The sequence below is a fragment of the Niveispirillum sp. genome (assembly GCF_052437035.1).
GTDB lineage: Bacteria > Pseudomonadota > Alphaproteobacteria > Azospirillales > Azospirillaceae > Niveispirillum.
Genome location: NZ_JBQVOH010000007.1, coordinates 25860 through 45865, shown reverse-complemented (window position 1 = coordinate 45865; position 20006 = coordinate 25860). Strand labels below are relative to the sequence as shown.

General features: G+C 66.7%; 20 protein-coding genes. 8 read left to right on the top strand and 12 right to left on the bottom strand.

Features of this window, described 5'->3' with window-relative positions; all coding sequences use genetic code 11:
• Positions 1-24: 24 nt before the first annotated feature.
• Positions 25-2430 carry a patatin-like protein gene (locus ACT6Q8_RS17295; protein ID WP_054167921.1) on the bottom strand — a complete coding sequence of 802 codons (2406 nt, stop codon included), beginning with the start codon at positions 2428-2430 and terminating at the stop codon, positions 25-27.
• A gap of 158 nt (positions 2431-2588) precedes the next feature.
• On the opposite strand from ACT6Q8_RS17295, the gene ACT6Q8_RS17290 reads away from it, so the two are divergent.
• The gene (locus ACT6Q8_RS17290) at positions 2589-3533 is read left to right on the top strand and encodes a methylated-DNA--[protein]-cysteine S-methyltransferase (protein WP_082372278.1); all 945 of its coding nucleotides are present in this window, start codon (positions 2589-2591) and stop codon (positions 3531-3533) included.
• A gap of 64 nt (positions 3534-3597) precedes the next feature.
• Here the strand turns inward: ACT6Q8_RS17290 and ACT6Q8_RS17285 are convergent, their stop codons facing one another.
• From ACT6Q8_RS17285 to ACT6Q8_RS17275, 3 genes are all read right to left on the bottom strand, one after another.
• Positions 3598-4230 (bottom strand): MarC family protein, encoded by a 633-nt coding sequence (locus ACT6Q8_RS17285; RefSeq protein WP_054167920.1) that lies wholly within the window; start codon positions 4228-4230, stop codon positions 3598-3600.
• 95 nt (positions 4231-4325) lie between these two features.
• Positions 4326-4712 (bottom strand): VOC family protein, encoded by a 387-nt coding sequence (locus ACT6Q8_RS17280; protein ID WP_054167919.1) that lies wholly within the window; start codon positions 4710-4712, stop codon positions 4326-4328.
• 12 nt (positions 4713-4724) lie between these two features.
• Positions 4725-5255: a cytochrome c gene (locus ACT6Q8_RS17275; protein WP_054167918.1), complete on the bottom strand. Its 531-nt coding sequence runs from the start codon at positions 5253-5255 to the stop codon at positions 4725-4727.
• Positions 5256-5522: 267 nt separating this feature from the next.
• On the opposite strand from ACT6Q8_RS17275, the gene ACT6Q8_RS17270 reads away from it, so the two are divergent.
• Both ACT6Q8_RS17270 and ACT6Q8_RS17265 read left to right on the top strand, forming a co-directional pair.
• Positions 5523-6224 (top strand): CoA transferase subunit A, encoded by a 702-nt coding sequence (locus ACT6Q8_RS17270; protein ID WP_444733583.1) that lies wholly within the window; start codon positions 5523-5525, stop codon positions 6222-6224.
• Between the two features lie 17 nt (positions 6225-6241).
• Positions 6242-6901, top strand: coding sequence for a CoA transferase subunit B (locus ACT6Q8_RS17265; RefSeq protein ID WP_054167917.1), 660 nt, complete (start codon positions 6242-6244; stop codon positions 6899-6901).
• A gap of 150 nt (positions 6902-7051) precedes the next feature.
• Here ACT6Q8_RS17265 and infA read toward each other — a convergent pair whose 3' ends face one another.
• On the bottom strand, positions 7052-7333 hold the full coding sequence (infA, locus tag ACT6Q8_RS17260; RefSeq protein ID WP_054167916.1) for a translation initiation factor IF-1: 282 nt from the start codon (positions 7331-7333) through the stop codon (positions 7052-7054).
• Between the two features lie 78 nt (positions 7334-7411).
• Positions 7412-7621, bottom strand: a complete 210-nt coding sequence (locus tag ACT6Q8_RS17255; RefSeq protein ID WP_054167915.1) for a cold-shock protein — start codon at positions 7619-7621, stop codon at positions 7412-7414.
• 269 nt (positions 7622-7890) lie between these two features.
• Between ACT6Q8_RS17255 and ACT6Q8_RS17250 the strand changes: the two genes are divergently transcribed.
• Positions 7891-9612, top strand: a complete 1722-nt coding sequence (locus tag ACT6Q8_RS17250) for an acyl-CoA dehydrogenase family protein (RefSeq protein ID WP_444733584.1) — start codon at positions 7891-7893, stop codon at positions 9610-9612.
• Between the two features lie 14 nt (positions 9613-9626).
• Here the strand turns inward: ACT6Q8_RS17250 and ACT6Q8_RS17245 are convergent, their stop codons facing one another.
• The 4 genes from ACT6Q8_RS17245 to meaB all read right to left on the bottom strand — a co-directional run bounded on the left by ACT6Q8_RS17245 (position 9627) and on the right by meaB (position 14041).
• The gene (locus tag ACT6Q8_RS17245) at positions 9627-10907 is read right to left on the bottom strand and encodes a hypothetical protein (RefSeq protein ID WP_444733585.1); all 1281 of its coding nucleotides are present in this window, start codon (positions 10905-10907) and stop codon (positions 9627-9629) included.
• 187 nt (positions 10908-11094) lie between these two features.
• A complete protein-coding gene (ribA, locus tag ACT6Q8_RS17240) occupies positions 11095-12240 on the bottom strand; it encodes a GTP cyclohydrolase II (RefSeq protein WP_444733604.1) in 1146 nt (381 codons plus the stop codon).
• A 1-nt stretch (position 12241) separates the two neighbouring features.
• A complete protein-coding gene (locus ACT6Q8_RS17235; protein ID WP_054167911.1) occupies positions 12242-13009 on the bottom strand; it encodes a CDP-alcohol phosphatidyltransferase family protein in 768 nt (255 codons plus the stop codon).
• A 45-nt stretch (positions 13010-13054) separates the two neighbouring features.
• Entirely contained in the window at positions 13055-14041 is a 987-nt protein-coding gene (gene meaB, locus ACT6Q8_RS17230; protein ID WP_054167910.1) for a methylmalonyl Co-A mutase-associated GTPase MeaB, read from the bottom strand.
• A gap of 239 nt (positions 14042-14280) precedes the next feature.
• On the opposite strand from meaB, the gene ACT6Q8_RS17225 reads away from it, so the two are divergent.
• Entirely contained in the window at positions 14281-14658 is a 378-nt protein-coding gene (locus ACT6Q8_RS17225; protein ID WP_444733586.1) for a hypothetical protein, read from the top strand.
• Here the strand turns inward: ACT6Q8_RS17225 and ACT6Q8_RS17220 are convergent.
• Entirely contained in the window at positions 14655-16487 is a 1833-nt protein-coding gene (locus ACT6Q8_RS17220; RefSeq protein WP_444733587.1) for an ABCB family ABC transporter ATP-binding protein/permease, read from the bottom strand. The two genes, ACT6Q8_RS17225 and ACT6Q8_RS17220, sit on opposite strands and share 4 nt — an antisense overlap.
• Before the next feature lie 148 nt (positions 16488-16635).
• Here ACT6Q8_RS17220 and upp point away from each other — a divergent pair, with 148 nt between their 5' ends.
• Entirely contained in the window at positions 16636-17280 is a 645-nt protein-coding gene (upp, locus tag ACT6Q8_RS17215) for a uracil phosphoribosyltransferase (RefSeq protein WP_054167908.1), read from the top strand.
• Positions 17281-17371: 91 nt separating this feature from the next.
• Here upp and ACT6Q8_RS17210 read toward each other — a convergent pair whose 3' ends face one another.
• Positions 17372-17872 (bottom strand): FxsA family protein, encoded by a 501-nt coding sequence (locus ACT6Q8_RS17210; RefSeq protein WP_054167907.1) that lies wholly within the window; start codon positions 17870-17872, stop codon positions 17372-17374.
• 137 nt (positions 17873-18009) lie between these two features.
• Here ACT6Q8_RS17210 and ACT6Q8_RS17205 point away from each other — a divergent pair, with 137 nt between their 5' ends.
• Positions 18010-18720: a Tim44/TimA family putative adaptor protein gene (locus ACT6Q8_RS17205; protein ID WP_444733588.1), complete on the top strand. Its 711-nt coding sequence runs from the start codon at positions 18010-18012 to the stop codon at positions 18718-18720.
• A 74-nt stretch (positions 18721-18794) separates the two neighbouring features.
• Positions 18795-20006, top strand: a complete 1212-nt coding sequence (gene mltA, locus ACT6Q8_RS17200) for a murein transglycosylase A (RefSeq protein ID WP_054167906.1) — start codon at positions 18795-18797, stop codon at positions 20004-20006.

Here is a 20006-nt window from a genome sequence, read left to right as displayed (position 1 = left end):
CTCTCTGACGGCGGTGGCTAGGCGTTAGCCACAAGCCTCCACCCAGGCGCGGACCTGTTCAAGGGCGCGGTTGCCCTTGCCCAGGCGCTTTTCCTCGGCCACCAGGATTGTGTGGAAGGCGCGCAGTTTCAGGCCGTTGATGCGGGCCTCCGACAGGGCGATGCCGCCGGCATCCACCACCAGATCGATGACACGCTCGGCGGCGTGCAGGCGGCCCAGCAGGTAATCATGTTCGCGGTCATGGCGGCTGAAAAAGCCGCCAAAGGCGTTCATGCGGGCACTGCGCAGGTCGGTGGGGGCGCCGGACCGGCGCAGCAGGCGGGCATCGGGCGGGGCGATGCGGTCCACGCGGATGGCGTGGAATTCATCCAGCTCCACCCAGCCGCTGGTCGAAAAGGTCAGCACGTCCCAGAAGGCGAAGCCCAGATAGGCCTCAAATATCTGCCGCCGCGCGGCGGGCCCCAGATAGTTCAGGCCCATCAGGGCGAAGATCTCGTCAATCTCCGCTGACTGGTCCTCCAGCTTCCAGACGGCGGCCAGTTGCGGCAGCACGCGGTCCAGGGTCTCTGCGGATGGTACCGGCCCGTCGGCGCGCATCAGGTTGTTCAGCGCGATCCGTTCCCCGGCATTGAACAGGCCCAACCCGTCGGTGGCCAGACCGGGCAGCCGTTCCAGCGCGCTGTAGAGGCTGGCCTTCATCTCATCCAGGTCCGGGGCGCGGGTGTCGGCATGTTCGCCTTCGCCCACCATCGGATAGATGGCGTTCAGTTCCCGGATCAGGAAACGCAGGCGCCGTCCCCGGAAGGCGATGTCGAAATCGCGCAGGAACCGAACCCAGGCCGGTTTTTCCCCGTCGGCGGGGAAATCCAGCCGGTCGGGCAGAACCCCGCGCGCCCGCGCCCAACCGTTCAATGCCGCCAGCAGGGCCGGTCTGGCCCCGGCATCGGCGCGGCCCAGGCAGGGCGACAGCAGCGTGGCCAGATGTTCCAGCGCCCCTTCGATCTTCAGCCGCAGATAGGCCTCGAACGCGAAACCCGCCTGTTGGGCGGCGACCGCACTGGCCTGATCGCGCCAATGGCGGATCTGTTCGATAGTGGGGGCCGGCGGCAGCGGCCCGCCCAGCACGCGCGCCACCTGTTCGGCCACGCGCGGGCGGGCGGCATCCAGCAGGCCTCTAAGCCGTTCGATGCGGGCATTGCGGCCGGCAATGGCGAGCAGTTCATCGCGCACCGGCTCATTGCGGGGAATGTCGGACAGGGCACCGCGGATGGTGCGGAAAAAGCCCGGCGCCTCTGGCCGGCCACCCAGACCGACGCGGCCCGCCGGTTTGGGGTCGATATAAACGATGCGGCGATCCACCTCGCGATAGGCGGGGCGGCCCGCGATGGCCGACAGGGCGGCGGCGAACGGCTTGTTGTTCAGGACGGACCCGTCGATGAAGCTGGCCTGTTCGGGGTCCGCCCCCTGGCGGCGATATTCGGCGAAGTTGCGTTCGAAGAACCGTGCCCGCCCCTCCCAGCGTTCATCCCGCTCATTCAGCAGCCGGTCCATCTGCCGCACCTGGGCCGGTGGAAAGGCACCGGGATAGGAGGCGGATGCGCGGGCGGCGAACACCAGGCCCGGCACGTCCCCATCCTTGAAATCGCTGTCCAGATCGCCCTCGGTGCGGCGATACCGGAAGGTGAAGCGGTGGCGATGTTCACGCTCCAGAATCTCCGGCGGGTCATGGGCCGGGATGCGGGTGGTGTAGCCGTGGAAATCCGTCACCGTCACATGCAGCGACAAGGGCAGGCCGCGCGGCAGCAGGCTGGCCAGCGGCTTTTTCGTGCTGTCGCCCATGGCGTGGGCGGCATCCAGCAGGAATTCCATCAGCCGCTTGCCGTCAAAGGGCGGGCGGAACCAACGGGACCGCACGAACAGCGACAGTTTCTCCGCCACCTCCGCATCCGGTGCCAGCCGTTCCAGGCGTTGGGTCATGGCCCAGACCACGGGCCGCATGAACCATTTCGACCATTTGCCGGCCCGGCTGTCGGGCGTCAGCAACTGTGTCACGTCGGCATTTTCCAGCCACAGGCTGGTCAGCGGCTCCAAATCCAGATCATGGGCCAGCGCGCGGGCCAGCAGCACGCCATTGATGCCGCCGGCACTGGCGCCCGCCACCACGTCGATCAGCACGCGCAAGGACAGGTCGGGCAGCAGATCGCGCAGCAGGTCGAAATAGATGGATTCGGTATCGAAGGGCCGGGGATCGCCGGCAAGGGCCGTCTGGAAACTGCCAGCATGGCCGTTGCCATGGGCGTTGCGGCCCGCATGCAGAGCCTGGCTGGCCCGCACCAGCTTCCACAGTTCCTTGGTCACGCCGTGCATATAGACGGCCAAGCTGACCCCGCCATAACAGACCAGCGCGATGCGAAGCTCCTTCTCCTTCACCGGCTGCTCTCCCTTTAGTGGCACGGGGCATGGTGGGGCCTGAGCGATGGTGGCGTCAACCGGACAGCAGGGGCGGACTATGGACGACCGCAATATTCGGGTGGGGCGGGACCGGCGCTTGCGTCATTTTCTGGTTCAGGAACCGGAAAGGAACGATCATGCTGACCGCTACGCACCCCGCCTTCACCCCGTTGCGCGCCCTGACCGCCATGAATGACCAGACCGCCCCGGCCCCCGATGATCCCCGCGACCCGGTGCTGGCCGATGGCGGGGCGCGGCTGGTGGCGGGTGCCCTGCACCGGTTGGCCCGCGACTGGCAGGAGCCGCCCTCGCTGGAGGAACTGGCGGCTGACGCGGGGCTGACGCAATGGCATTTCCAGCGGCTGTTCAAGCGCTGGGCCGGGATCAGCCCGAAACGCTTTGCCCAGTTCGCGACACTGGGCCATGCCCGCGCCCTGCTGCGCGGGGAGGGGGGGAATGATCTGCTGGGCGCCAGCCTGGATCTGGGCCTGTCCGGCCCGTCCCGCCTGCATGATCTGTTCGTAGTGGCCGAAGGCGTAACACCCGGTGAATACAAGGCCGCCGGCAAGGGTATGGTCATCCGCTGGGCTGTGCATCAGACGGCGCTGGGGACGGCCCTGCTGGCCGCGACCGACCGTGGGGTCTGCTGGTTCGGCTTTATTGGGGCCGATGGCGACCCGGCGGGGCAGATGGCGGAACTGCGCAACGACTGGCCGATGGCGACATTTGTGGAAGACCCGGAGCCGACGCGGGCGGCGGCGGCGTCCCTTGATCCCGTTTCATCGGGGCAGGGGCCGGTGACGCTGCATCTGAAAGGTACCAACTTCCAGATGCGGGTCTGGCGGGCCTTGCTGGACATTCCCTATGGCGGGGTGACCACCTATGCCGGCATCGCCGACCGTATCGGGCAGCCTAGTGCCGCCCGCGCCGTGGGCAATGCCGTGGGGGCCAACAAGCTCGCCTGGCTGATCCCCTGCCACCGTGTCATCCGGGGTACGGGCGTGCTGGATAATTACCGCTGGGGCCCCGTGCAGAAGCGCACGCTTCTGGCCTGGGAAGGGGCGCGGCTGGCGGGGGAGTGAGGGGGGCGGGTGTCGCATAAGCGTAGGTCGCATAAGGGCAGCGCCCGCATGCGACAAACCCACATCAATGGCCCAGAATGCCGCTTTCGATGACGCCATCGATGATGAACTGACATGCAAGGGCTGTCAGCAGGATGCCCAGGACGCGGTTGATCACGTTGATGCCGGTAACGCCCAGCAGTTTCGACACCTCGCCTGCGAAGACCAGCACGAACAGGGTGGCCAGCAGCACGCCCGACAGCACGGCCAGGACGGTCGCCTGCATCATCAGGTCGCCATCGGCGCGGCCCATTAGCAGCACGACCGAGGTCATGGCGCCCGGCCCCGCGATCAGCGGGATGGCCAGGGGGAAGACGGAGATGTCTTCCTTGTGCGTCGCCTCTTCCTTTTCCTCTGCCGTGGCCGTGCGCAGGCCGCTTTCGCGGGCAAACACCATGTCGATGGCGACCAGCAGCAGCAGAATGCCGCCCGCGATGCGGAAGGCCCCGACGCCGATGCCCAGCGAGGTCAGCAGCAATTCGCCGATGAAGGCGAAGCCGAACAGCAGGCCCGTGCCGATCAGCACGCCCTTCACGGCGGTGCGGCGGCGGTGACGCGCATCCATGCCCGCCGTCAGCCCCGCAAACATGGGGCCAAGGCCGATGGGATCGATGGTCACGAAAAAGGCGATGAAAGTGGAAAGGACCAGGTCGGTCATCTAGGGCCACCGGGCGGGAACAGGGGATGTCGGGAATGGACATGCTCTACCCCAACCGGCGGTTACTGTAAAATGCCGGGCTGGCAGGGCTGCCTTTACACCGTGATCTCGATCAGGTTGCCGTCCGGGTCCTTCACCACGGCCTCGTAATAGCCGTCGCCGGTCCAGCGCGGGCCGCTGTCCAGCAGGCCCAGGGTAGACAGGCGGGTGGCGAGGTCGTTGACCGCTGCCTCTGAGCCCAGCGACAGGGCGATATGGGCCCAGCCATAGCGTTCCCAGCCCTGTTCGCCCTCTCCCGACAGCCAGGGCGCGCTCATCAGTTCGATGACGGCCCCTTGCTTCAGCCGCAGGAAGCGGGAGGTGAAGCCCGGTCGGCGGCGGCTTTCGTAAAGATCCCCCACATCGGCCCCGAAATGCGTTGCCCAGAAGGATGCAGCCGCATCCAGATCAGCGGTCCACAGGGCGACATGGGCGATCTTCACGAAGGTTCTCCGTCATTTGCCCGGTATGGTCAGGGCGAAATAGGGCAGGGTCGGCTTTTCCGAAGGCCCGAAGGGACCGGGCACGGTGCCCGATACCGGCGTCAGCGAGCGCAGATAGGCGATGATGGCGCCGGCATCGGTGTCGGTCATCCGGCTATACCCCATATATGGCATAACGGGGGCCAATTGCCGCCCATCGGGGCGGACGCCGGTGCGTAGCGCCTTCACGATCTCCGCATCGGTCCAGGCCCCCAGGCCGGTATCGCGGTCGGGCGTCAGGTTGGGGCCGACAAAGGTGCCCAGCCCTGGCACCTGCCAGCCGACATCACTGCCGCCCAGCAGGCGCGCCGTATCGGGCCGCCCGGCCATGGCGCCCGCCGTGTGGCAGTCGCCACAGCCCAGGATGCCGACCAGATAGGCGCCGCGCGCCACCTTGTCCGGGTTGGGCCGGTCCTGCGCCAGGGCGGCGCCGGTGGTGGACAGCAGGATGCAGGAAAGCAGGACGGGGCGCAGGGCCCGCCCGATCATAGAAGACATGGACATGATCTGACCTTGAGATTCCTTGGAAGATACGGGCCCGCCCCCAGGCCCCCGAACAACCCATCGCGATGATCATGCCGCGACCGATGCCCGCGCGCCACAGGTGTAACATTCGTAACATGGCGGCCGATTGGTCGCCTGTCGGACACATCAAACATGAAAATTGAATCATGTTTCATATTGTGTGGGATGGCGCATTGACACCCATGCTGCACCGCCGTACACCTCAAGAGAAAAGCCCACATAATGGAGGAGGCCGCGGGCACGCTCATGAGCAAGAAAGTCTATACCGACGCCGTATCGGCCCTGGCGGGGCTGCTGCGCGATGACATGACCGTGATGGCCGGCGGGTTCGGCCTCTGCGGCATTCCCGAAAATCTGATCGCTGCGATCAAGCTGTCGGGCGTGAAGGGCCTGACGGTCATCTCCAACAATGCGGGCGTGGATGGCTTCGGCCTGGGCCAGCTTTTGGAGACCAAGCAGATCAAGAAGATGATCAGCTCCTATGTGGGTGAGAACAAGCTGTTCGCGCAGCAGTTTCTGTCAGGCGAGCTGGAGCTTGAATTCAACCCGCAGGGCACGCTGGCCGAGCGTATCCGCGCCGGCGGTGCGGGCATCCCCGCCTTCTTCACCAAGACGGGCGTGGGCACGCTGGTGGCCGAAGGCAAGGAACTGCGCGAGTTCGACGGCGAGACCTATGTCATGGAGCGGGGCCTGCGCGCCGATCTGGCCATCGTCAAGGCCTGGAAGGGCGATACCGAAGGCAACCTGATCTATCGCAAGACGGCCCGGAACTTTAATCCCATGATGGCCATGGCAGGCCTGGTCACGGTGGCCGAGGTGGAGCAGCTGGTAAATGTCGGCACGATCGACCCCGATCATGTCCACACGCCCGGCATTTTCGTGCAGCGCATCATCATGGGCGAGCACGAGAAGCGCATCGAACAGCGCACCACCCGCAAGCGTGATTAAGGGCGAGGGGAACAAAAATGGCTTGGACCCGTGAGGAAATGGCCGCCCGCGCCGCCAAGGAGTTGCGCGACGGTTTCTATGTGAATTTGGGCATCGGCATTCCGACCCTGGTGGCGAACTTCATCCCCGAGGGCATGCATGTCACGCTCCAGTCGGAGAACGGCATGCTGGGCATGGGCCCCTTCCCGTTTGAAGGGGAAGAGGATGCCGACCTGATCAATGCCGGCAAGCAGACCATCACCGAGCTGCCTTACAGCAGCTATTTCAGCAGCGCCGACAGCTTTGCCATGATCCGTGGCGGGCATATCGACCTGTCGGTGCTGGGCGCCATGCAGGTGGCCGCCAATGGCGATCTGGCCAACTGGATGATCCCCGGCAAGATGGTCAAGGGCATGGGCGGGGCCATGGACCTCGTCGCCGGCGTCAAGAAGGTCGTGGTGGTGATGGAGCATTGCGCCGTCGACAAGAAAACGGGCGCCATCGAGCCGAAGCTGCTGAAGGCTTGCACCCTGCCGCTGACCGGCACGCGCGTCGTCGATCTGGTTGTCACCGACCTGGGCGTGTTCCAGGTGGACAAGCATGGCACCGGCCCGCTGACCCTGATCGAACTGGCTCCCGGCGTGACGCTTGAGGAGATCAAGGAGAAGACGGAAGCGGCGTTCGAGGTGGCGCTTTAGTTAAGTGGGGGATGGGTGGGGGCGTTGAACCCTCACCCTCCCAAGCCTTGGCAGGCCTGGGGCCCCTCCCTCTCCCACTTTCGTGGGCGAGGGGCGTAAATTCTTCACCCCTCGCCCGTCAGCATCAACGGGTGGGAGGGGGTGACGTTGTCAGCGCCGGAACGGTGGGCCGCCCGGACGGCGCGGCGGGCCGCCGGCACCGGCGGGGCGCTCGTCCTTGTGACGATAGGTGATGCGGCCCTTGCTCAGGTCATAAGGCGTCATTTCCACCGTCACGCGGTCGCCGGCCAGGGAGCGGATGCGGCTTTTGCGCATGCGACCGGCGGTATAGGCGATAATCTCGTGCCCGTTCTCCAGCTTTACCCGGAAGCGGCCATCGGGCAGCGCCTCGGCGATGATGCCGTCGAACTCGATAAATTCTTCTTTGGTCATTCTGTACCCCTGAAACAGAAAGGGCGGCGGCATGAAACCATGCCGCCGCCCCTTCAAAGCCGTTTACTGAACGTGGATTTAGGCCACGCGCAGGTTTTCAGCCGCCGTCTTGCCCTTGCGCGGATCGCGCACGGCGTCGAAGGTGACCTTCTGGCCTTCGTTCAGGCTGGACAGGCCAGCACGCTCAACGGCGGAGATATGGACGAACACGTCAGCCGAGCCATCCTCGGGCTGGATGAAGCCAAAACCCTTGGTGCCATTGAACCACTTGACGGTACCGACAGACATAAAAGCCTCCTGGGATAGTTCCCGTTCGGAGCTGCCCGGCGCGAGAGTGCGGCACGGGCATCAAAGTCACGACAGGGAAGAACCAGCGGTAGCCGGAAGATAGCCCAGTAGCAAAGTCGACTTGGCAAACATGGGCGTCTTTGCGTTCCATAACAAGAACTATCGTCGTCGGACGTACACATGGCTGTCGCGCGCGGCCCCGTTCGGCCCTCTTTCACAGGCCTGCCCTTTGCGTCATGCTGGACCCTAAAGCCAGGGAGGGTGCGGGCATGAGTGATGCCGCCGACTATCCGCGCACGGCGCGCGGCACGAATTTTTTCGAGACGGACACCAACCTGATCCGCCTGCTGGAGCGCCGGGCCCCGCATGTGTTGGAGGCACATGAGGGGCGGCTGTCGGAATTCGGGGCCTGGGCCGGTAATGAGTTGGACACCCAGGCCGAATATACCGACCGGTTCGCGCCGCCGCGCCTGGACCCCTATGACAGTGACGGCAACCGTACGGGCCGCGTGGTCTTCAACCCCGATTATCTGGCCTGTCATGCCGAGGCGTACCGGCGCGGGGCCGTGGGCCTGGCCTATCTGCCAGAAGGGCAGGGGCCGACGGGGGCGCCCAGCCATGCCGCCTGTTTCACCATGGGCTATATGCTGTCGCAGGCCGACATCTCCATCCATTGCCCCGTCACCATGACGGGGGCGGTGGCGCATGTGCTGGACATGGCGGCCCCCGCCGCTGTGCGTGGCCGCTATCTGCCGGACATGATCCGCATGGATGGCAAGGCCCTGTCGGGCGGCACCTGGGCCACCGAACTGCATGGCGGGTCGGATGTGGGGGCGACCACGACGCGGGCCGAACAGCGCAATGACGGCTATCGCCTGCACGGGCTGAAATGGTTCACCAGCAATGCCGGCGCGGGTCTGGCCATGGCGACGGCAAGGCCGGATGGCGCAGAGCCGGGCGGGCGGGGTCTGGGCTGCTATCTTGTCCCCTCCCATCTGGAGGATGGCACGCCCAACCATCAGCGTGCCCGGCGGCTGAAGGAAAAGGCGGGGACCCGAGGGCTGGCGACCGCGGAACTGGACCTGAACGGGTGCTTTGCCGTGGAGTTGGCGCTGCCGCCGGACGGGCTGAAGGTGATGATGGCGGCGCTGGAGTACAGCCGCATCCACAATGCCGTGGGATCGGCGGGCCTGCTGCGCCGGGCGTTTTTGGAAAGTGCGGGATGGGCCACGCACCGGGTGGCCTTCGGCAAGCCCATCCGCAAATACCCGATGGTGCAGGATCAGCTTCTGGATATGCAGATGGAGTTGGAGGCGTCGACGGCGCTGGCGTTCGAGTCGGTGCTGGCCTTCGATGCGCAGCTGGCCGACCCTGATATGGGCGGCGACTGGCTGCGTCTTGCCACCGCGCTGGCCAAATACCGGACCGCAGAGCAGGCCGTCACCGGCTGCCGGCAGGCGGTGGAGATGGTGGGTGGCAATGGCTATACCGACGAGATGGCGACCAGCCGCTTCTACCGCGACTGTCTGGTCGTGTCGGTCTGGGAAGGGCCGGCCAATATCCAGGCGCTGGAATTGCTGCGGCTGGTGACGGGCAAGCGGCCCGGAGACCAGATGTTCCTGGCCCGTGTCGGCACCATCCTGTCGGACCTGCCCACGCGTCTGCAGGAGCCGGTGGTTGATGATGTGTCGGCCATTCTGGAAGGCGCGCTGGAGGAATGCCGCGCGGCCCTGTCCTTCCTGCGCCGCAACCCGGACCAGGGGCCGCGCCATGGACGGCGCCTCTTGACCCTGATGGCCGATACGCTGGCGGCGGCCCTGCTGTGCGAGGAGGCGGTGGCGGAGCTGAAATGGGGCGACCGACGCAAATGGCTGGTGGCCAGCCGTTTTGTGCTGAAGGTTCTGGGCAAGGCCGACCCGATTACCGCCGACATCGATCCGGCCAATGCCGCGTTTGACGCGGTTCTGGCCTATGAGCCAGTGGAATGGTGAGGGGGTAGTACCCCTCAATGCACCGTGTCGGTGTTGGTGCCGCCGGTGCGGGGGCGGCTGTCATACTTGTCCATGGCGCGGCTCATCATGTCGGCGATCAGTTCCTTGGGCAGGGGGGCCGCACCGCCGGGGGGCCAGGATGCCGGCTGTTGTGACTGGACCTGTGCCGGGCTGTTGATCGGGGCCGGGGCGGCCTGCGGCTGCTGCGTGGCAACGGGTTGGGCATTGGTGACCGTCGGGGCCTGCGGCTGCGTGGTCTGCTTCGGCATGGCGGGGACGGCGGCCCCCGGCATGTTGCCGCCGACATTGCGGGCCATCTGGTTGGCGCGGGACGCCACGATCGGCTTCACCCCCATGGAGCCGGCGGAGATGGCGGCGGCGCGGTATTCGGCCAGACCCTTGCCGGCGCGGGCCGGGGCGGCCTGTTCCTGGCTCATCGCCGTCAGCAGATTGTCGCCCGACCCGGCAGCACCGGGGGCCGGCAGGCTGGCCACCACGGCGGCGGTGCCCATGCCGCGCGCGGCGGTCAGGGCGGCGGACGCGCCGGGCGTGCTTTCCAGGTCCTTCAGCTGCTGGGCCGTGGCGATGCCACCGGCGGCAGGCGCATGCGCGCTGATGGAGGTGGGGACGGTGGCGGGTGCCTTCGTGGTCAGGGCGGCCATGGGCAGGGAAGCGGGCGCCGCGACCGTGGCGGGCGCAGTGGCGGCAAGGGCTGCCGTGGTGCTGGGCGCGCTGGGCAGGGATTGCCCACCACCCATCAGGCTTTCCAGCAATGCTGCCTGACCGCTGGACAGTTCCACGGGGCCGCCGGGTGTGGGTGCGGCGGTTGCGACGCTTGCGGTGGGGGCAGCAGCCTGCGGGGCCGGGGTGGCGTCGGCGGTCTGGGCGGGGCGGGGGGCGGTGACGGTGAAGGGATCATCCTCCGCCGGTGCGGCGTCTTTCTCCAGGCCCAGGGCGCTGGCCACATGGTCCATGGCGTCCTTGCCCGTTTCCTTCTCCAGGATGGCGTCGGCGCTGGCCACGGCCAGACCCACGGGGCCGAAGAACAGGGCCGCGCCCGCCACCTTGGCCGGGGTGCGGATCGTGTCGCCGGTGACGGCCTGATAAATCTTGTTGACGACGGGAATGTGCTGCAACGGGTTCACCACATCCAGCACATCCCAGAAGGACATGCCGTCGCCCTTGCCATCGGCCTTTTCGGACTTCGCCCCATCCTTGGCGCTATCCGTCGACACGGCATGCAGGTGCTGCGTCTTGGCGCGGACATGGTCCATATGGATGCTGCTTGGCGGCATGGTGATCCTCCCGGTTCGCAAGGATCAATGCAGGCCGCGTGCCAAGTGCAGGGCGGCGGATTTTGCCGGGTGGGGAGATACTTGTTTTCCTCAAGCGCCGGCGCTGCGTCCGCAGCTTGGGCTTACGCCGTACCTGCGGCGCGGCGGCAGTCGCCGCCGGAACGGTTTGCGATAAACCGGAAACCGTTCAGAACAAATGCCCCGACTTTTCCGCCTTGGTGCGCAGATAGGCCTCGTTATGGCCGTTGGCGGGGAAGATGTGGGGGACGCGTTCCACCACCTCCACGCCGCTGGCGGCCAGCTGCGCCATCTTGTCGGGATTGTTGGTCATCAGCCGGACCTGGGTGAAGCCTAACTGGCGCAGCATGCTGGACGCCGGCAGATAGACGCGTTCGTCGGCGTCAAAGCCCAGGACGGTATTGGCATCGACCGTGTCCAGCCCGCCATCCTGAAGCCGGTAGGCGCGCAGCTTGTTCATCAGGCCGATGCCGCGCCCCTCCTGCGCCAGATAGAGCACGATGCCCTGGCCGGCGTCGGCGATTTCCTTGATGGCCCCACGCAGCTGCGGGCCGCAATCGCAGCGCAGCGAGCCCAGCAGGTCGCCTGTGAAACATTCCGAATGCAGGCGGGCCAGGACGGGCTTTCCGGGCGTCGGGTCGCCAATGATGATGGCCAGATGTTCCGGCCCGCCATCGCTTGGCCGGAAGGCCACGATGCGGGTACGCTCAGCGTCTTCCAGCGGCACCGCAGCCTCTGCCACGCGCGCAAGGCTGCGGGCGGAGCGGCGGCGGTAATCGACAATGTCGGCGGCACGGACCAGCAGCAGGTCGTGGCGGCGGGCAAAGCCGGCGGCGTCCACCATGCCGCCGCGCCCGGCGGGCAGGTCGGCCACGATGGCGGCGGGCAGCAGGCGGGCGATCTTGGCCAGGATGGTGGCCGCCCCTTCCGCCCCGCCATCCAGGCTGACGGCACCGGTGGGAGTGGCCGCGCGGGCGGGCCGGGTCGGGTCGGACAGGTCGCGCACCAGATCGGCGGTCAGGCCGGCGGGCGGGGACAGGCGCACCGGTCGGTCCAGCGGCACATCCAGGCCCAGGGCGGCGGCGCGCTGTCCCGTCAAGACCAGGGACGGGGCCGTGCCTGCCAGTTGGGCCAGATGGTTCAGGGTCTGCGTCGTCACCGCTTCGGCGGCAAAGGCCAGCAGGGCCGTCCCCGCCTCTGTCGTGATCACCACCGCCTCGCCCCGCCGCAATTCGGACAGGGCGCGGTCTACCGCGCGCTGGGCCGCATGGTCCGGCGGGGTGGCGTGATCGGCGGAGGCGTATTCCAGAACCATGCTATCCATTATTCGTCCCACCACCGTCATGACGGTGGCTGTGCAGCCAAACCGTATCGACGGTAAAAGAGAAAAGCAAAAGCGCAAGGGCTGCGCCAACCGCAAAGCCGGTCAGCGGCGGCCCCAGCAGCGGTGTGGCACACAGCGCCAGTACGCCCACCTGCACCATGCAGATCAGGCGCCGCCGCTGGCTGAAGGGCAGGGGATTGTCCAGCCAGGGCCAGACCCGTCCCGCCACCACGAACAGGGGCCGCAGCAGCCCCGCCAGCAGCACCCATTCCCCCACCTCGCCCGACAGCCAGAGCAGCAGGCAGAGATAGAGGATGGCGACCGTATCCATTTCCATGTCGAACCGGGCGCCATAGGGGCTGCAAAGGCCCTGTCGGCGCGCCAGCCAACCATCCACCCCGTCCAGCACCAGCGCCGTGACGGCAATCACCGACAGGACCCAGGCCGGCATTGCGTCCAGATCATGGACGAAGGGCAGGCTGCCCCCGACCAGGGCCAGCAGGACCGACCGCAACAGCGTGACCCGGTTGGCGTGCCCCCATTCCGGGGCCCGGTGCAGATCCAGCCGCGTCAGCGCGAACCAGGCGGCTGGCAGAAAGGCCAACAGGCAGAAGGCCGCATAGGTTCCCGGCAAATCCAGCGCCGGCCCCAGCCCCACCGCCACCGCCAGCAGCGCGCAAACAGCCGCCAGCAGATGCGTCAGCACGGGCCGGCGCAGATGCCAGGGGGAGGGAGGGGGAGAGGCGGCGGTCAATTCCATGCAAGATAGTTTGGCGGAAAGACCGGATTGGCAAGGGGCGGATGTTTATTCCGCATCCTTGCGATGCCGGAACAGGTCCAGCAACCGGCGGGCCGCCGCCCCCGGCGTGACGCTGCTGTCGGCGGCGGCGCGTTCCAGGCCCGACAGTTCGGCGCGTACCGCCGGGTCGGCCTGGAAGGCGGTGATCAGGCTTTCGCGGATTTCGTTCCACATCCAGGCCTGTGCCTGTTCGGCCCGCCGCCGGCCGATGGACCCGTCATCGCCCAGGATGCGGCGATAGTCGCCGATCCCGTCCCAGACCTTATCGATGCCCAGATTGTTCAGCGCCGAACAGGACAGGATCGGTACGCGCCAATTGGCATTGGCGGGCCGCAGAAGCGACAAGGCGTGGCGATATTCGGCCACGGCATGGCGGGCGGCATTGGCCAGATCGCCATCGGCCTTGTTGACCACGATCATGTCGGCCAGTTCGACAATGCCCTTCTTGATGCCCTGCAATTCATCCCCGCCCGCCGGCGGCAGCAGCAGCAAGAACAGGTCGACCATGTCGGCCACCGCCGTTTCCGACTGTCCCACCCCCACCGTCTCCACGATCACCACCTCGAAGCCCGCAGCCTCCACCAGCAGCATGGCCTCCCGCGTACGCCGTGCCACCCCGCCCAGGGTGGTGCCGGCGGGTGAGGGGCGGATGAAGGCGCTGATATCGCGGGACAGCAACTCCATGCGGGTCTTGTCACCCAGGATGGAACCGCCGGTGCGCTGGCTGGTCGGGTCGATGGCCAGCACCGCGACCTTGTGCCCCTGGCCGATGACATGCAGGCCGAACGCCTCGATAAAGGTGGATTTGCCCACACCGGGTACGCCGGAAATGCCGATGCGCACACCCCGACCGGTATGGGGCAGCAGGGCTGCCAGCAACGCCTCGGCCTGTTCGCGGTGGTCGGGCCGGGTGCTTTCCACCAGCGTGATGGCCTGTGCCAGGGCACGCCGGTCACCGCCGCGGATACGCTCGGCAAGGTCGGCGATGGGCATGGGCGTGGCTCCAGGCGGCAACGGGGGCCGCACTTTGGAACAGGCGCGCGGCCTAGTCAAATCGCCAGGGGTGCGGGCCTGCCCCTATTTCTTTGGTGTGTGACCATCGGCAGTGCTTTGCAAGCGGCGGGAATCCATGTGATTCTGGATTTATCCACCGATCCGCCCACAACTTGCCCACAGCCAGCCCACATGAAATCCCCCTGGCCATCCCCAGGCTTATCCCCAGGACCGCGTCCATGACCGCCAGCGTCCAGACCAGCCACAGCCCGGCCCGCCCCATTGCGGCATTGCCGCCACTGCGCCGCTGGCTGACCCGGCTGTTCCGCCGCCGCCCGCAAACCTATCCGCCGCTGGCCGGTGTGTCGGCGCTGGTGAATGAACAGGTGCTGGCCGTGACGGAGGTGAATGGTGCGGGCATGTGCGTCGTGGGCTATCGCGGCCTTCTGAACCCGCAGGACCGGTTCAGCTTCGTCCTGACCTTGGGCGATTTCGACATTGTCGGCGATGCGGTTGTTGCGTGGCGCCGGCATGGCGGGCTGGGCGTGGCGTTCTACGATCTGTCCGGGGTGGAGCGGGAGCGGTTGGGCGGGTGGTTGGTGGGACGGGGGGATTAAACTGCCACCCCCTCCTGCTGCTTCGCCCACAGGGCCGCATAGGCCCCGTCCTGGGCCAGCAGGGCCGCGTGGCTGCCGCGCTCCGCAATACGCCCGGCTTCCAGCACGATGATCTCGTCGGCGTCCACGACCGTGGACAGGCGGTGGGCGATGACCAGGGTGGTGCGGCCGCGGGCGGCCAGGCCCAAGGCCGCCTGGATTTCGCGTTCGGTATGGGTGTCCAGGGCCGATGTCGCCTCGTCCAGGATCAGGATGGGCGGGTTTTTCAGCAGGGTGCGGGCGATGGCCACGCGCTGCTTTTCCCCGCCTGACAGTTTCAGGCCGCGCTCGCCCACCATCGTGTCCCAGCCATCGGGCAGGGCCTTGATGAAATCGCCGATCTGGGCGGCGTCTGCCACGCGGTCCAGGTCATCCTGGGTGGCGCCGGGGCGGCCATAGGCGATGTTGTAGCGGATGGTGTCGTTGAACAGCACCGTGTCCTGCGGGACGATGCCGATGGCGGCGCGCAGACTGTCCTGCGTCACGTCGCGCACATCCTGCCCGTCGACCCGCACGGCCCCGCCTGTGACGTCGTAGAACCGATAGAGCAGGCGGGACAGGGTGGATTTCCCCGCGCCCGTCGGCCCGACCACGGCCACCGTGTGCCCCGCCGGGACGGTGAATTCCAGGTCCTTCAGGATGGGACGGCGGGCATCATAGGCGAAATCCACACCCTCGAACCGGATTTCGCCGCCTTTGGCCGTCAGCGGCTGGGCATTGGGTGCATCCTCCACCTCCCGGTTCACGGCCAGCAGTTCGAACATCCGCTCCATCTCGTTCAGCGATTCCTTGATGCCGCGATAGACGAAGCCGAAAATGTTCAGCGGCTGGTAAAGCTGAAGCAGATAGGTGTTCACCAGCACGAAATCGCCGATGGTCAGCTCGCCGCTGATGATGCCGCCCGCCGCCATCCACATGACACTGACCACGCCGGCGGCGATGATGATCCCCTGCCCGACATTCAGCAGCGACAGCGAGGATTGGGTGCGTACCGCCGCATCCTCATAGGCGCGCAGGGCCTTGTCGTAGCGGCTGGCCTCGAACCCTTCATTGCCGAAATATTTGACCGTCTCGTAATTCAGCAGACTGTCGATGGCCTTGGCGCTGGCGCGGGTATCGGCATCCAGCATGTCGCGGCGGATGCGGGTGCGCCAGTTGGTGACGGTGATCGTGTACCAGATATATCCCGCGACCGTGGCAAAGGTGACGGCGGCAAAACGGATATCGAACAGGTGCCAGAGGATGCCCGTTACCAGCAGGATTTCCAGCAGGGTGGGCAGCACGTTGAACAAGGACGTGCCCAGCAGGCTGTCGATGGCCTTGGTCCCGCGTTCCACCACCCGGCTCAATCCGCCCGTCTGCCGCTCCAGATGGAAGCGCAGGGACAAGGCATGCAGATGCCGGAAGACGTTAAGGGCGGCCACCCGCATGGCCCGCTGGCTGACCCGTTCAAAGATGGCGTCGCGCAATTCCCCGAACGCCAGGCTGAGCACGCGGGCAAGCCCATAGGCCAGGATGAAACCGACCGGGATCGCCACCGCCGGGCTGGCGGCCAGATTGCCGCCCGCTGTCAGGGCATCAACCGCGCCTTTGTACCAGATGGGAACGGAGACATTGGCCGCCTTGGCCGCCGCCAGGAACAAGAGCGCCACCACCACCCGCACCTTGATCCCCGTCTGCCCCGCCGGCCAGAGATAGGGCAACAGCTGGCGCAGCACCTGCCCGTCGGTCAGGCGCTTTGGCCGCTGTGACGGGTCGTGGTTGCCGGTGGGGCGGTCGTGACGGCGCATGATGGTCCGGGAATGATGGGGGCAAGGCGGGAAGCGATCATATGGACGCAAGGCGGCAAATGACAGCGCGGGGCTTCGGCATGGCTGGTATTTGCCGGCTTGCCTTGGCTATTCTCCCCCCAACCCGATCCCAGACCTGGACACCGCCATGCGCAGCGATTTTCCCAACCTGTTTGTCTTCGATCACCCGCTGATCCAGCACAAGCTATCCTGCATGCGGGACAAGACGCGGTCGACCATGGGGTTCCGGCAGCTGCTGCGGGAGATTGCCCTGTTGATGGGGTATGAGATCACGCGCGACCTGCCGCTGACCACGCAGACCATCGACACCCCGCTCTGCCCCATGGATGCGCCCGTGATCGAGGGCAAGAAGCTGGCGGTCGTGCCCATCCTGCGCGCCGGTCTGGTCATGGCCGAAGGGCTGATGGAACTGGTTCCCGCGGCGCGCGAGGGGCATATCGGCCTTTACCGCGATCATGAAACCAAGCGCCCTGTGGAATATCTGGTGAAGCTGCCGGACGCGGAGGGACGCCTGTTCATCCTGGTCGATCCCATGCTGGCCACGGGCCATTCGGCGGTGCATGCCGTCGATGTCCTGAACCGCCATGGCGTGAAGGACAGCCAGATCCGTTTCATGGCGCTGGTATCGGCACCGGAAGGCGTGCGCACCTTCCATGCGGCCCATCCCGATGTACCGGTCTATACGGCGGCGCTGGACAGCCACCTGAACGAGAACGCCTATATCGTGCCCGGCCTGGGCGATGCCGGTGACCGGTTGTTCGGGACGAAGTAGTTTTCCCTCAGGCGCCGGGCGGCGGCATCCGCCGCCTTGGCTTACGCGACCACGCGGTCGCGGGCCGGCAGTCGCCGGCCTTAGTTTTCCCTCACGCGCCCGGCGGGCGCCACTTGCTGTCGGGCGGGGGCAGGTCGCCCGCCTGATCGCCGCTGCCGGGCCGCGACACATCCTCATACTCGACATCGATCACGGGATTGCCGCCGCGCGGCGACGGGCGCGAGCGGACCGTCTGGCCGTTCACCTGCATGAAGATGGTCATGCGGGCCAGGAGCGCATTGCGCACCGGGGGCAGGAACAGGATCAGGGCCAGGATGTCGGTGATGAAGCCGGGGATCAGGAACAGAATGGCGGAAAAGGCCGTGCACAGCCCGCCGAACATCTGCCGCATCGGCTCCGTCTCGCCTGTGCGCAGGCCCACCTGGGCGCGGCGCACGCTCTCCAGGCCCGTGCGTTGCAGCAGCAGAACGCCGATCACGCCCGACAGAACCACCAGCAACACGGTGGTAATTGCCCCCAATTGGGACCCGACCCAGGCGAAACCGGCAATTTCCAGCAGCGGAAGCAGCAGCAACGGAAGGAGGAAACGCATGGCTGTCCTTGCTCTTTGTCGATTGAGAGCCTATCTAACGGACAGGCTTTCATAAATTAACGCCCCGGCGGGCGGATGGCGAGAGGGTGCCACCCGCATCAAATGGTGTTCATACCCGGTCGGGCGCAAGGGCAGAAATGGGTGATGCGATGGGCGGCGGCTCCGTCTGGCTGGAAATTCTGATTTTCGCGATGGTGGCGGCGTTCTTCATCTATCGCCTTCGCAACGTGCTTGGCCGCAAGCATGGGGAGGAGCGTGAACGCCCCAACCCATTCACCCCGCGCGACAATAATGGCGCCACCGGCCCGACGGTGGAGGGTGACAATGTCATCCAGCTGCCCGGTCGCGGCCCCGCCGCCGATATGCCCGACCTGCCGGACCCGTCCGGTCCCGTCTCGCTGGAAGATGGGCTGCGCCTGATCCGCGCCGCCGATCCCAATTTCAACGAGCGCACCTTCCTGCAGGGTGCCAAGGCCGCCTTCGAGATGATCGTCAAGGCCTATGCCGAGGGTGACACGCCCACGCTGCGCCCGCTGCTGGCCGATGATGTCTATGACCGCTTTGCCGCCGCCATCCGCGACCGGCAGGCGGCGGGTGAGACGCTGGACAGCCGTATCCATTCGTTCGAGGCGGTGGACCTGTCGGCGGCGCGTCTGGATGGTCGCACGGCCCATTGCACCATCACCTTCACCACCCGCCAGACCCATGTCACGCGCGACGCCGATGGCAATATCGTCGACGGGGATGAGGCGCGGCCCGAGGAAGTGGTCGATATCTGGACCTTCAGCCGCAATACCCGTGCCAGCGACCCGAACTGGCACCTGTCTGAAACCCGCAGCGGCGGTTGATGCCGTTCCGCCGCCCGTCCTTCCGGGGCGCCCCTTGTCGGGCGCCCTTTCCATGTCCGCCCCATGGATTGCCAATGCGCCTTCGCTCCCTTGCCGCCCTTTTCGCCATCGGCCTGCTGGCCGGCTGTGCCTCGCAACCGGCCAAGGTGCCCGGCGCCCCGGTGGCCCCGGCAGAGGCGGAGAAACCTGCCGCCCGCCTGACCCTGCGTCCCGCCAGTTTCAGCGATCTGTCCGGCTGGTCTGTCGACCGCACGGCCGACGCGCTGCCCGCCCTGCTGAAAAGCTGTGACCGGCTGGTGAAGCAGCCGGGTGATCGCGCGCTGGGCCCCGATGGCATGATGGGCCGGATCAGCGACTGGATCGGCCCCTGCGCGGCCATCGCCAAACTGCCGGCGGGCGACCATGTGGCCCTGCGCCGTGCCGTCGAAAGCCTGTTTCAGCCCTGGGCCGCGACCGACAATGGCGAGGCAGAGGGCCTATTCACGGGCTATTACGAAAGCTCGCTGCGCGGTTCGTTCAAGCGCCAGGGCAAGTACCAGACCCCGCTTTACAAGCGCCCCGCCGATCTGGTGATGGTGGAACTGGGCGAATTCCGGCCCAACCTGAAGGGCGAGCGCATTGCAGGCCGGGTGGTCGATGGGCAACTGAAGCCCTATGCCGACCGCAAGGCGATCGAGGCAGGCGCCCTGAACGGCAAGGGGCTGGAACTGCTCTATGTCGATGATCCGGTTGATGCCTTCTTCCTGCAGATACAGGGGTCGGGCCGCGTGACCCTGCCCGATGGCAGCCAGGTCCGCATCGGCTATGACGGGCAGAACGGCCAGCCCTATTTCGCCATCGGGCGCGAGCTGGTGGCGCGCGGCGCCCTGGTCAAGGAAGACGTGTCGATGCAGTCGATCCGCGCCTGGCTGGAGGCGAACCCGGCCCAGGCGGCGGCCGTGATGAACACCAACCCGTCCTATGTCTTCTTCCGCCGGCTGGAGGGGGAGGGGCCGCTGGGCGCGCAAGGCGTGGCCCTGACGCCGGGCCGTTCCCTGGCTGTGGACCGGACCTTCATCGCCTATGGCGTGCCGCTCTGGCTGGACGCGCAGGACCCGCTGGACGCCAAGACCCGCATCCGTCGCCTGATGGTGGCGCAGGATACGGGCGGGGCCATCCGGGGGCCTGTGCGCGGCGATGTGTTCTGGGGCCATGGGGCCGAGGCCGAACAGCGCGCGGGCCTGATGAAAAGCCCTGGGCGTTACTGGCTGCTGCTGCCCAAGGGCGTGACGCCGGCGGTCTCGTAA

Bases quoted from the DNA above. Each gene is read 5' to 3' on its own strand.
- ACT6Q8_RS17290 (WP_082372278.1), top strand. From the start codon at position 2,589: ATGCTGACCGCTACGCACCCCGCCTTCACCCCGTTGCGCGCCCTGACC.
- ACT6Q8_RS17285 (WP_054167920.1), bottom strand. From the start codon at position 4,230: ATGACCGACCTGGTCCTTTCCACTTTCATCGCCTTTTTCGTGACCATC.
- ACT6Q8_RS17275 (WP_054167918.1), bottom strand. From the start codon at position 5,255: ATGTCCATGTCTTCTATGATCGGGCGGGCCCTGCGCCCCGTCCTGCTT.
- ACT6Q8_RS17270 (WP_444733583.1), top strand. From the start codon at position 5,523: ATGAGCAAGAAAGTCTATACCGACGCCGTATCGGCCCTGGCGGGGCTG.
- ACT6Q8_RS17265 (WP_054167917.1), top strand. From the start codon at position 6,242: ATGGCTTGGACCCGTGAGGAAATGGCCGCCCGCGCCGCCAAGGAGTTG.
- infA (WP_054167916.1), bottom strand. From the start codon at position 7,333: ATGACCAAAGAAGAATTTATCGAGTTCGACGGCATCATCGCCGAGGCG.
- ACT6Q8_RS17255 (WP_054167915.1), bottom strand. From the start codon at position 7,621: ATGTCTGTCGGTACCGTCAAGTGGTTCAATGGCACCAAGGGTTTTGGC.
- ACT6Q8_RS17250 (WP_444733584.1), top strand. From the start codon at position 7,891: ATGAGTGATGCCGCCGACTATCCGCGCACGGCGCGCGGCACGAATTTT.
- ACT6Q8_RS17245 (WP_444733585.1), bottom strand. From the start codon at position 10,907: ATGCCGCCAAGCAGCATCCATATGGACCATGTCCGCGCCAAGACGCAG.
- ribA (WP_444733604.1), bottom strand. From the start codon at position 12,240: ATGGTTCTGGAATACGCCTCCGCCGATCACGCCACCCCGCCGGACCAT.
- ACT6Q8_RS17235 (WP_054167911.1), bottom strand. From the start codon at position 13,009: ATGGAATTGACCGCCGCCTCTCCCCCTCCCTCCCCCTGGCATCTGCGC.
- meaB (WP_054167910.1), bottom strand. From the start codon at position 14,041: ATGCCCATCGCCGACCTTGCCGAGCGTATCCGCGGCGGTGACCGGCGT.
- ACT6Q8_RS17225 (WP_444733586.1), top strand. From the start codon at position 14,281: ATGACCGCCAGCGTCCAGACCAGCCACAGCCCGGCCCGCCCCATTGCG.
- ACT6Q8_RS17220 (WP_444733587.1), bottom strand. From the start codon at position 16,487: ATGCGCCGTCACGACCGCCCCACCGGCAACCACGACCCGTCACAGCGG.
- upp (WP_054167908.1), top strand. From the start codon at position 16,636: ATGCGCAGCGATTTTCCCAACCTGTTTGTCTTCGATCACCCGCTGATC.
- ACT6Q8_RS17210 (WP_054167907.1), bottom strand. From the start codon at position 17,872: ATGCGTTTCCTCCTTCCGTTGCTGCTGCTTCCGCTGCTGGAAATTGCC.
- ACT6Q8_RS17205 (WP_444733588.1), top strand. From the start codon at position 18,010: ATGGGTGATGCGATGGGCGGCGGCTCCGTCTGGCTGGAAATTCTGATT.
- mltA (WP_054167906.1), top strand. From the start codon at position 18,795: ATGCGCCTTCGCTCCCTTGCCGCCCTTTTCGCCATCGGCCTGCTGGCC.